Origin of the sequence: Streptomyces sp. NPDC058000 (genome assembly GCF_042886435.1) — a bacterium.
Lineage (GTDB): Bacteria > Actinomycetota > Actinomycetes > Streptomycetales > Streptomycetaceae > Streptomyces.
In genome coordinates this window covers 65938-75915 of the sequence record NZ_JBHVQS010000044.1, presented here as the reverse complement: position 1 = coordinate 75915, position 9978 = coordinate 65938, and the positions used below count along the sequence as shown (strand labels likewise).

At 74.3% G+C, this 9978-nt stretch carries 11 protein-coding genes; 5 read left to right on the top strand and 6 right to left on the bottom strand.

Annotated features, from left to right (window positions below; translation table 11 throughout):
• Positions 1–256: 256 nt before the first annotated feature.
• From ACFVT2_RS31405 to ACFVT2_RS31390, 4 genes are all read right to left on the bottom strand, one after another.
• Positions 257–2182: a beta-N-acetylglucosaminidase domain-containing protein gene (locus ACFVT2_RS31405; protein WP_390023341.1), complete on the bottom strand. Its 1926-nt coding sequence runs from the start codon at positions 2180–2182 to the stop codon at positions 257–259.
• Between the two features lie 163 nt (positions 2183–2345).
• Positions 2346–2537 (bottom strand): DUF6126 family protein, encoded by a 192-nt coding sequence (locus tag ACFVT2_RS31400; protein ID WP_390023338.1) that lies wholly within the window; start codon positions 2535–2537, stop codon positions 2346–2348.
• Between the two features lie 84 nt (positions 2538–2621).
• A complete protein-coding gene (locus ACFVT2_RS31395; protein ID WP_390023335.1) occupies positions 2622–3251 on the bottom strand; it encodes a helix-turn-helix domain-containing protein in 630 nt (209 codons plus the stop codon).
• 79 nt (positions 3252–3330) lie between these two features.
• A complete protein-coding gene (locus tag ACFVT2_RS31390; RefSeq protein WP_390023344.1) occupies positions 3331–3714 on the bottom strand; it encodes a VOC family protein in 384 nt (127 codons plus the stop codon).
• 175 nt (positions 3715–3889) lie between these two features.
• Here ACFVT2_RS31390 and ACFVT2_RS31385 point away from each other — a divergent pair, with 175 nt between their 5' ends.
• The 3 genes from ACFVT2_RS31385 to ACFVT2_RS31375 all read left to right on the top strand — a co-directional run bounded on the left by ACFVT2_RS31385 (position 3890) and on the right by ACFVT2_RS31375 (position 6302).
• Positions 3890–4327 carry a ribonuclease domain-containing protein gene (locus ACFVT2_RS31385; protein WP_390023333.1) on the top strand — a complete coding sequence of 146 codons (438 nt, stop codon included), beginning with the start codon at positions 3890–3892 and terminating at the stop codon, positions 4325–4327.
• Positions 4328–4666: 339 nt separating this feature from the next.
• Positions 4667–5335, top strand: a complete 669-nt coding sequence (locus tag ACFVT2_RS31380) for a bifunctional 4-hydroxy-2-oxoglutarate aldolase/2-dehydro-3-deoxy-phosphogluconate aldolase (protein WP_390023330.1) — start codon at positions 4667–4669, stop codon at positions 5333–5335.
• A gap of 127 nt (positions 5336–5462) precedes the next feature.
• The gene (locus tag ACFVT2_RS31375; protein WP_390023328.1) at positions 5463–6302 is read left to right on the top strand and encodes a transporter substrate-binding domain-containing protein; all 840 of its coding nucleotides are present in this window, start codon (positions 5463–5465) and stop codon (positions 6300–6302) included.
• A gap of 43 nt (positions 6303–6345) precedes the next feature.
• Here the strand turns inward: ACFVT2_RS31375 and ACFVT2_RS31370 are convergent, their stop codons facing one another.
• Both ACFVT2_RS31370 and ACFVT2_RS31365 read right to left on the bottom strand, forming a co-directional pair.
• Entirely contained in the window at positions 6346–6726 is a 381-nt protein-coding gene (locus ACFVT2_RS31370; RefSeq protein WP_390023326.1) for a VOC family protein, read from the bottom strand.
• Positions 6727–6792: 66 nt separating this feature from the next.
• A complete protein-coding gene (locus tag ACFVT2_RS31365; RefSeq protein ID WP_390023324.1) occupies positions 6793–7686 on the bottom strand; it encodes a LysR family transcriptional regulator in 894 nt (297 codons plus the stop codon).
• A 61-nt stretch (positions 7687–7747) separates the two neighbouring features.
• Here ACFVT2_RS31365 and ACFVT2_RS31360 point away from each other — a divergent pair, with 61 nt between their 5' ends.
• Together ACFVT2_RS31360 and ACFVT2_RS31355 are read left to right on the top strand one after the other, a co-directional pair.
• On the top strand, positions 7748–9088 hold the full coding sequence (locus ACFVT2_RS31360; protein ID WP_390023322.1) for an MFS transporter: 1341 nt from the start codon (positions 7748–7750) through the stop codon (positions 9086–9088).
• Positions 9089–9206: 118 nt separating this feature from the next.
• On the top strand, positions 9207–9959 hold the full coding sequence (locus ACFVT2_RS31355) for an SDR family NAD(P)-dependent oxidoreductase (RefSeq protein ID WP_390023319.1): 753 nt from the start codon (positions 9207–9209) through the stop codon (positions 9957–9959).
• Positions 9960–9978: the final 19 nt, after the last annotated feature.

Sequence of the window (9978 nt, the reverse complement as noted above, 5' to 3'; positions counted from 1 at the left end):
GGTGGTGTGTGCTCCTCTGAACCCCGCCCCACGCCACCCCCACCACCCCCTCCGGCCCGTCACCGCACCCAACAGCCCCGCGCAGCGGACCGGCCCGCCGCAGGCGCAACGGCGGGACGCCGCACGGCGGGACGGCCGACGACGTACGAGTGCGCCCCGCGCAGCGGACCGGCCCGCCGCAGGCGCAACGGCGAGAACCCACACGGCGGGACGGCCGACGACGTACGAGCGAGCCCCGCGCAGTGGACCCGTCACCTCATTGCGCGCCCCGCCCGGCCAGCGCGTCCGCGACGAAGGTGTCCAGCACCCCGTCGCCGACCACCACCGGGATCCGCTTCCCCTTCATGTCCACGTAGACGTACGCCTTGGCCTTCGTGACCAACCCCGGGATGCGGTCCCGTAGTTGCCGGGCCGTCGCCTTGTCGCCCGTCCGGTCCGCCTCGACCAGCCGCAGGGCGTTGCGGGCCGCGACGGCCCAGGCTCGGGTGGCGTCCAGCCACGGCGCGCTCTCCCGGACGAAGCCCCGGTCGGGGAGCCGGTCGCGCAGCACACCGGGCGCGTCCTGGAGGTCGCGCAGCACCGCGTCCAGCCGCCGGGCCCTGCCGTCGTGGCGGAACCGGTCGAGGGCGGCGGACAGTTCGGGCGCCTGCCGTGGGTTGATGGCCGAGGTGTAGTTGACGTCCGCGAAGGCCCGCAGGGCGCGGGCGGTGCGGGCGTCGCCGCCGGCCAGCTCCTCGATGGCGTCGCCCCAGGAGGCCCGCGCGTCGTAGGCCCGGTCGTTCCAGGTGTAGTCGGCGACGGTGGCCAGGGCCAGCTTGGACGCGGCGGGCTGGATCATCGGATTCGCGGTGATCCCGGCCAGCTGGGCCGACAGTCCGGACTCCCGCCCGTTGAACGGCCCGAGCATCAGCCGCTTGCTGACGTAGTCGTTGACCGGGTAGTTGTCCCAGATCAGGATCGGGTGCCCGAAGACCTCCCGGGCCCGCTTCGCCTGCGCGACGGTGATGGTCGGCGCGATCACGCCCACGCCCGTCCACTCCACCAGCACGTTCGCGTCCAGCTTGGCGGCGAGCGCCGCCTTGTACGGCGTCGCCTTCAGGTCGTAGTACTCGGTCGGCACCATCTGGAGCGGCCGCGCGCCCGGATGGCGGGCGATGAACTCCCGGTTGACGTGGTTGAGCAGCTGCGCCTGGGCGGTGCCGGCCGCGCCGCCGCCGGTCCCGAACTTCTCCTTGTCCGCGGCGCAGTTCCACTTGGTGTAGCTGATGTCGTCCAGCGGCACGGCGAAGGTCCGCACCCCGATGTCCCACAGGGTCCCGAACTTGGCGGTCAGCGCCTTGACGTCGGCGGCCGAGCTATAGCAGACGGACAGCCCGGGGGAGAGGGCGTAGGTGAACTCCACGTGCCGGGCCCGGGCCCGGTCCACCAGCTCCTTGATGCGGTCCAGCTGGTCCGCGGGGTAGGAATCGCGCCACTTCTCCCTCAGATAGGCGTCGTCCTTGGGGGAGTAGACGTAGAGGTTCATCTTGTGCCGGCCGGCGAAGTCCAGCTGGTCGAGGCGGGCGGCGTGGGACCACGGGGTGCCGTAGAAGCCCTCGATGACGCCCCGCAGCGGGGTCGCCGGCCAGTCCCGGACGACGGTGCCGCGCACGCGGGCACCCGGGCGGTCGTGGCGCGGCAGCAGCTGGCTCAGCGTCTGCGCGGCGTAGTACGTGCCGGTGGTGTCCCTGCCGGCCAGCGCGATCCGGCCGCGGCCCGCGGCCAGCACATAGCCCTCGGCCGGGAGCCCGGCGGTGCCGCGCGCCCCCAGCTCCTTGAGGGCGCGCTGTGCGCCCGGCCCGTCCAGGAAGACGGTCAACCGCCCGTTCTCCGGGGCGGCCCGGCCGGTCCGTAGGACGCGCTGGGCGCCCGCGGCCTTCAGGGACTTCGTCACCAGCGCCAGCGCCGGGGCATCGGTCTTCGGCCCGGCGACGAGGGCCACGGTGCGCGTGACGGTGACGTGGTCGGAGCGGTCGTGGACGGACTGCGGGACGGGGGAGAGGGCGGCGGTGGCGGGTCTGGCCCGGGGGCCGTCGGACCCCTGGGCCGGCGCGGCGCCGGACGGCCCCGCCATGCCCGCCAGTGGGATCACGGTGAGGGCCACGGCGAGGCCGGTGGCGGCCGCGGTGCGCGTACGGTGCATCCTTCGGTCCTCCTCGGTGCAGCGAGGTTCACGGACGAGTCTGGTGCGTGCGTCGCGCCGCGGACGTGCTGCCGGGCGCGCGTCGGGCACGGTGCGGCAGCAGGGTTCACCCGATCGCCGGGGCGGGGCAAGGGGGCCCGGGCCGACAGGACCTGACGGGACGTCAGGGTCGGGACCTGGCGACGAGCACCAGCACGCTCATGAAGGCCAGCAGCACATGGGTGGCGACGACGTAGATGAAGACCCGCACGTACAGACCGCGCGGTGGCTTGTTCTCGACGTAGCGGCGGGAGGTCGGGGCGTCGGGTGCGCCCTCGGCGGCCGGGGGAGCGGCGGGGGTGGTGTGGTCGGGCATGGTGGACGGTCCTTCCCTTCCGGAACGGTGAACGGTGGATGGTCGGCGATGGCTGGCGGACGGCGGACGGTGGACGGCCGCGGCTCAGCCGCCGCGGCGGTGCGGCGCGCGGTCGCCCAGGCACAGCTCGGCGGCGCCGCTCTGGAGCAGCGTGTGCACGAACAGCAGCTCCGCCCCGCCGCGCGAGGCGGCGGCCAGCCGGTGCGGGGTGAGCGAGTCGAAGTGCGCGGCGTCCCCTGGTTCCAGTACGTGCACCGCCTCGCCGAGCGTGAGCCGCAGCCGTCCGGTGAGGACGTAGAGCCACTCCTCGCCGGGGTGCACCCGCACCAGGTCCCCCTGCGCCCGCTGCGGCACGTGCACCCGCAGGGCCTGTAGGGCGCGACCGGCGCCGCCGACGGTCCAGTACGTCCAGCCGCCGGCCTCCGAGGGCTCGGCGCGGCCGGCCCGCACGATGGGGTCCCGCTCCGGGGCGGTCTCGCCGAGCAGGTCGGATACCGTGGTTCCGTACGTCCGGGCCAGGGCCAGCAGCATCGGCAGCGACGGTTGCCGCTGACCGGTCTCCAGCCGCGACAGGTGCGCGGGCGACAGGCCCACCCGCCGGGCCGCGGTCTCCAGCGTCAGTGCGCTGCTTCGCCGCAGGTCACGGAGGCGGGGGGCGACGGTGGACAGCTCCTCCGGAGGGGCTCCGGAGGGCTCGTCGGGGAGCTCGGTCATGGCTCCGGTATAGCCAGCCTTCACCTCAGAGGCAAAAGTTTTGCCTCTGAGGCAAAGAGCTACGTAGGGTCCGCGGCCGCTACGCGGCGTCCTGGGGGTACCAGCGGAGTTCGACGGTGTTGCCGTCGGGGTCGGACACGTAGATCGACTGCGCCTCGCCGCGTGCCCCGTACCGGCCGACCGGGCCCTCCAGCACCGTGAAGCGGCCCGAGTCGATGACCTCCTGCCAGTCCAGCGGGTCGACGACCAGACAGATGTGGTCCACGTTGGACCCGCTGCGGTCGCCGGTGACCAGGTCGATGATGGTGGACGGGGTCACCCGCACCGAGGGGAACGGCGCCTTGCCCGCCCGCCATTCGTCGACCCGGACCGGCTCCAGGCCGAGGGGGCCGCAGTAGAACGCCAGCGAGCGCTCGATGTCCTCCACGGTGAGCACGAGGTGGTCGAAGTCCTTGACGCGCATGGGGCGGTCCTCCAGAGGGGTGTCGGTGAAGCGGAACGCGTGACCGGTCAAGGGGAACACGCGGCCGGTGAAGCGGAACAAATGGGGTTTCCTCGGAGTATCCCTGTGAACTCCGGGGAAACTTAAGCTCCTTGGGATTGACAGGGGCATGTCTACGCGCGTCATTCTGGACGGCATGAGAATCCCCCCACGGATTACGAAGATCGGCGCCGCGGGCGCCCTCGCATCGGCCCTGTTCCTCGGCGGCACCGCGGTCGCCGCGACGCCCGCCGTCGCCACGACCCACGCGGTCGCGGCCCACGTCAAGAGCGTCCACGCCAACGACGTCGGCAGCGTCTGCTATTCCCAGCTCCCCTCCCAGGCCCACGACACCCTCTCGCTGATCGACAAGGGCGGCCCCTTCCCGTACCCGGGGAAGGACGGGTCGGTCTTCACCAACGTCGAAGGCGTCCTGCCGTCCCAGAGCGCGGACTACTACCACGAGTACACCGTCATCACTCCGGGTGCGCCCACCCGTGGCGCCCGGCGCATCGTGACCGGCGAGCAGCAGCAGGAGGACTACTACACCGCCGACCACTACAAGACCTTCAACCTCGTCGACCGCAGCTGCTGAGAACCGGCAGCGGTAGCTGACGGACCGTCCGCCCGGCGGCCGGGGTGCCCACGCACCCCGGCCGCCGTTGTGCTCCCCCGGACACCCCGATCCCACCTGCCACTTCCCCCTCTCCTCCGCCCATTCTCGGCAGAAGGGGCGCACAGGGGCGCACCCCGAGAGAGGATTGTCAGTGGTTGCCGGTAGCGTTTCGGCAGAAACGAGGAACGGGCGGGCATCGGCGGCAAAGGGGCCATCAGCGGTCAGCCGGCGCGGCGCGCCCCGGAAAGTGCTGGGTCAGTCGTGCGCCGCATCACCGCGGCGAGGGCGTCGGAGAAGAAGGAAGGACGGCGAACTGCCGTGTATCGCTGGGAGATCACCCGGGCCGCACTGGCGCAGCGCGTTTTCGCCATCGTCCGCAGCAAGACCTACGACGAGGCGAGCGCCACCGCCGACACCCTGCTGTCGGCGGGCATCACGAGCCTGGAGATATCCCTCACCACACCCTTCGCGCTGGAGGCGGTCACCACCCTCACCCGCGAGCTGGGCGACGACGCGGTCATCGGCGCCGGCACGGTCCTTGACGCCGCGTCGGCCAGGATGGCGGTGGACGCCGGCGCCCGCTTCCTGGTCGCCCCGAGCCTGGACGCCGCAGTGATCCGCACCGGCCACCGCTACGGCGTTCCGGTCTTCGCCGGGGTCTCGACGCCCACCGAGATCGTGCGCGGCCTGGAGCTGGGCGCGGACGCCCTCAAGTTGTTCCCGGCCGCCGGCCACCACCCGTCCTGGATCAGCGACGTCCGCGCCGCCCTGCCGCAGGCGCCGTTGGTGCCGACGGGCGGGGTGACGACCGAGACCGCACCCGAGTGGATCGCCGCCGGCGCCGTCGCGGTGGGCATGGGCTCGGCCCTGTCGGAGGGGGACCGCGAGACGGTGGCCAAGCGCGCCGCGGACCTCCTGGCCCGGCTCGCCGACGCGGTGCCGCAGCAGCCGGGCGAAGCCGGGGCGACGGACCCGTACGGAGCCTGACGGGGCCGGGCGACGCCCGGGCGGCCGCGGTTCGGGGGCCGTCCCACAAGCCGGTCAGGGGGTTCACCCGGTGGCCGGGCTCTGCCACCCTGAGCGCTTCGGCCACCTAATCAGGAGTCAGCCCACGATGAAGCGCGCCGCGACCCTTCCCGCCCTCGCCTGCCTGCTCGCCGTCACCGCCGCGGCCCCGGCGGCCTCGTACGCCGTCGCCCCGGCCCCGGCCGCGGGCACCGCCACCGTCCAGCGAGACCGGCGGCCGGCCACGCTCCTGGACGAGATCCCGCGCCGCGGGGTGCTGCGGGTCTGCACCACCGGTGACTACCGCCCGTTCAGCTACCGCGATCCCGCCACCGGCAGCTACCGCGGCGTGGACATCGACATGGCCCAGGACCTCGCCAAGAGCCTGGACGCCACGCCCCGTTACGTCTCGACGACCTGGGCCGGGTTGATCGGTGACCTCACGGCCGGCCGCTGCGACATCGGCATGGGCGGCGTCTCGGTCACCCTGGCCCGCGCCCGCTCGGTCGCCTTCAGCGAGCCGACCCGCACCGACGGCAAGACCCCCATCGTCCGCTGCGCGGACCAGGACAAGTACCGGACCCTGGAGCAGATCGACCAGCCCGGCACCCGCGTCGTGGTCAACCCCGGCGGCACCAACGAGCAGTTCGCCCGCGCCCACATCAAGCGGGCCACCCTCACCGTCCACCCGGACAACACCACGATCTTCGACGAGATCGTCGCCGGCCGCGCGGACGTGATGATGACCGACGCCAGCGAGACCCGCTACCAGGCCAAGATCCACCCCGAACTGTGCGCGGTCCACCCGGACCAGCCGTTCACCTTCTCCGAGAAGGCCTACGCACTGCCCCGCGGCGACTACCAGTTCACGGCGTACGTCGACCAGTGGGTCCACCTCGCCACCCACGACGGCACGTACCGGAAGTACGAGGACGGCTGGATGAAGTAACCCGCCGGCGGCCGGGGGCAACTGCCGGACCGGGCGGCCGGGTTCAGTCGGCCGCCGGGCGCCCGTGCCCCAGGACGTTGATCACCCGTCCGTCCGGGTCCTCGGCGAAGAAGCGGCGGACGCCCCACTCCTCGTCCCGGAGCGGGTGCACGATCCGCGCGCCGGAGGCCCGGACAGCCTCGTAGGCGGCGTCCACGTCCTCGACCTCGATGCTCAGGTCCGGAGCGACCGGCGCGGTCGCGTCGTGCGTCAGGAAGGTGAGCTGCGCGGTGGGGTTGGCGGGGGAGGCCAACGTCATCACCCAGCCGTGGTTCATGACCTCCTCGAAGCCGAGCAGGCCGTAGAAGGCGCGGTGGTCGGCCAGTGCCTCCGGGGCGCCTTCCGGGGCGAGGTGGAGGTCGGGGACGACGCGGCGCACGGACACGGGGGCTCCTCGGCAAGCCGGGTACGACGGACCGGTGACCGGGCGGGCCGGGCCGGTGCACGGATGTTACGCGGCCGACCGGGACCCGCGGACCGCTTCGACGACATCGCGCAGCACCGTCCGGTGGTCGTCCGCGCGCCAGGCCAGCGCCAGTTGGCTGGGGGTCAGGCCGCTGACCGGCCGGGCCACCACACCGGGGCGCCGGTAGATCGCGGCGTTCCCGGCGGCGAGCAGTACCACGCCCAGCCCCTCCTCCACCGCCTCGAACGTCTCGTCCGCACCGGCCACCACGGCCCCGATCCGTACCGGCCGGCCGTTCCGCTCGGACACCGCGAGCCAGTGGTCGCGCAGGGCGCCCGCGCTCTCCGGGAGCGCGAGGAACGGCTCGTCCAGCAGCTCGGCGAACGGTATCTCGGTGGCGTCCGCGAGCCGGTGCCCGGCCGGCAGCGCCACCCAGCGCGGCTCGGTGGCCACCACCTCGACGGCGAACGCCTCCTGGTCCGGGAACGGCAGCCACAGCAGCGCCAGGTCGGCGGTGCCGTCCGCGAGCCCTGCGGAGCCGTCGTCCCAGGCGATCTGCCGGACCCGGATGCGCCAGTTGGGGCGGCGTTCGGCGAACCGCGCCCGGATGGCGGGGAGGAGCCCGCGGCCCACACTGGTGGAGACGCCCAGGGTCAGTTCGGCGGCCTCGGCGGCGGCCGCGTCGCTCACCGCCCGCTGGGTCTCGTCCCAGAGGCCGACGAGCTCCTGCGCCTTGGGCAGCAGCGCGGCCCCGGCCGCGGTCAGCGTCACCGTGCGCCGGTCGCGGTGGAAGAGCCGGACCCGTAGGCCCTCCTCCAGTTGGCGGATCTGCTTGCTCAGTGCCGGCTGCGAGATGAAGAGCCGCTCGGCGGCCCGGGTGAAGTGCAACTCCTCGGCCGTGGCGAGGAAGTAGCGCAGATCGCGGATGTGGGTGTCCATAACCCCTGGCTATCAGAAAAGGTCTTGGACGGGGACCGGAGCCCGGTTGCAGGATCACCCCATGGACTCCTCGCCCCCGCAGCAACTCCCCTCCTCTGACCCGTCGTTGGGGAAATCGCCGGCACCCGTGCCGCCGCCGGCGAACGCGGCGCCCGCCCGCCGCAGCCACTGGGGCCGGCTGGTCGCCACCGTCGTGGTGACCGTCGCGGCCGTCACCCCGGGGCTGATGGTGCCCGCCCTCGCGGCGCCGGTGCCGGGCGCGCCGCACCTGACCGGTACCGCCTTCGGCGCCGCCGTCACCTGCTTCTTCGCCTGCACCGCGGCGGGCGCCCCGGCGGCCCGCCGGATCGTGCCGCGGCTGCCCGTCCGGGCCGTGCTCGGCGCCGTCAGCCTGCTGACGGCCGCGGTCTTCGCCGGGCTGGCGGTGGCCGGGCAGCAGTGGCAGCTCTGCCTGCTGCTCGCCCTCGCCGGGCTCGGCAACGCCTTCACCCAGCCGGTCGCGGCCCGGGTCATCGCCGCCGACATCGCCCCCGGGCGGCACTCCTTCGCGGGCGGCCTCTTCGGCGCTTCCCTCGGCGCCGGACCGTTTCTGCCGGGCCTGCTGGTGACGCTGGTCGGCGCGCCGTACGGGTGGCGGCCCGCGCTGTGGACCGCGGCCGGACTGGCCCTGCTGACGCTGGTCGCGGCGGCGCTGGCCCGCCCGGCGGGGGCCGGCCCGGCCGTGGCGGATGCGGGGCTTCCGGGGGACGCCGCGGGGTCCCCGACGGCCGCGGCCCCCGCGCCGCGCACCGTCGGCCGGATCGTCGTCGCCTGGAGTGCCGCCGCGGCCCTGGCGACCATCGGTAACAACGTCGGCGCGGCGTACTTCATCCAGATCGGCGCCGCCTCCGGGTTCTCCGCCGCCACCGCCGGGACGCTCCAGATGCTGGCCAGCGTGCTCGGCATCGCGGTCCGCCTCGCCTCGGGCGGACTGGCGGACCGGGCGCCGCACCGGATCCCGCGGACCGTCGCCGTGATGATGCTCACCGGCGCCGTCGGCCTCGCGGTGATCGTCGTGGGCACCCCGGCGGCGTTCGTGGCCGGGGCGCTGCTCGCGGTGGCCGGTGGCTGGGGCTGGACCGGGCTGCTGCTCGCCGCCACCATGCGGCTGCTGCCCGGGGAGAGCGCCCGGGCCGGGGCGGCGATGCAGGGCGGGCTGTTCGCGGGGGCCGCCGTCGGGCCGCTGTCGTTCGGGGTGCTCTCCGGCCACCTCGGCATCCCCATGACGGTCGGGATCGCCGCGGCCGGTCCGTTGCTGGGCACGCTGCTGCTGACCGCCGGGATCCGGGCACTGGCGAAGGATCCGGCGGGCCGGGCGGCCGCGGACGCGCCGCACGCTCCGGCGGCCGTCCGGGCGGACTAGTGCCGGCGCCGGTGACCACCCGCCGGTGACCGGCCAGGTATTCCGCACCGTCACAGCCACTGCCACCGTCCACCCGCACGCCCCTCGCCCGCGCCCCCGCCCGCCGTCAGGAGCCCCCGTGCCGCCCTCAGCCGCCACCCCCACCGCGCACTCCACCCCCGTCTCCCCGGTCTCCCCCGTCTCCCTGGTCACCGGCGCCACCCGGGGCATCGGCCGTGAGGTGAGCCGCCAACTGGCCGACCGCGGCCACACCGTGCTGCTCACCGGGCGCGACCCGGACGCCGCCCGGCGGGTGGCCGAGGAGTTGCGTGCCGAGGCCGGTACCGCCGACGTCCACCCGCTCCCGCTGGACGTCACCGACGACCGCAGCGTCGCCCGCGCCGCGGCCGAGGTCACCGAGGCGTTCGGCCGGCTGGACGTCCTGATCAACAACGCGGCGATCACCTACGACACCTGGCAGCGGGCCGTCACCGCCGATCTGACGGTGGTGCGCGAGGCGGCCGAGACCAACCTGTACGGGCCGTGGCGGATGGCCATCGCCTTCGCGCCGTTGCTGCGCGCCTCGGCCCACCCACGGCTGGTCAACGTCTCCAGCGAGGCCGCGTCCCTGACGAACATGGGCGGCGGCACCCCCGCGTACTCCGCCTCCAAGACCGCGCTGAACGCGCTGACCAGGATGCTCGCGGCCGAGCTGCGCCCGGACGGGGTCCTGGTCAACGCGGTCTGTCCGGGCTGGGCGGCCACCGACATGGGCGGGCCGGGCGGCCGTCCCGTCGCGGCGGGTGCGGCGAGCGTCCTGTCCGCGGCGACGCTGCCCGACGACGGGCCCACCGGCGGGTTCTTCCGCGACGGGCGCCCGCTGCCCTGGTAGCTCGGCGCCGCTCCCCGCC

What these genes read in the sequence shown, in the direction of transcription:
- ACFVT2_RS31375 (WP_390023328.1), top strand. Translation starts at nt 5,463, where the DNA reads ATGAAGCGCGCCGCGACCCTTCCCGCCCTCGCCTGCCTGCTCGCCGTC.
- ACFVT2_RS31400 (WP_390023338.1), bottom strand. Translation starts at nt 2,537, where the DNA reads ATGCCCGACCACACCACCCCCGCCGCTCCCCCGGCCGCCGAGGGCGCA.
- ACFVT2_RS31360 (WP_390023322.1), top strand. Translation starts at nt 7,748, where the DNA reads ATGGACTCCTCGCCCCCGCAGCAACTCCCCTCCTCTGACCCGTCGTTG.
- ACFVT2_RS31385 (WP_390023333.1), top strand. Translation starts at nt 3,890, where the DNA reads ATGAGAATCCCCCCACGGATTACGAAGATCGGCGCCGCGGGCGCCCTC.
- ACFVT2_RS31365 (WP_390023324.1), bottom strand. Translation starts at nt 7,686, where the DNA reads ATGGACACCCACATCCGCGATCTGCGCTACTTCCTCGCCACGGCCGAG.
- ACFVT2_RS31390 (WP_390023344.1), bottom strand. Translation starts at nt 3,714, where the DNA reads ATGCGCGTCAAGGACTTCGACCACCTCGTGCTCACCGTGGAGGACATC.
- ACFVT2_RS31395 (WP_390023335.1), bottom strand. Translation starts at nt 3,251, where the DNA reads ATGACCGAGCTCCCCGACGAGCCCTCCGGAGCCCCTCCGGAGGAGCTG.
- ACFVT2_RS31405 (WP_390023341.1), bottom strand. Translation starts at nt 2,182, where the DNA reads ATGCACCGTACGCGCACCGCGGCCGCCACCGGCCTCGCCGTGGCCCTC.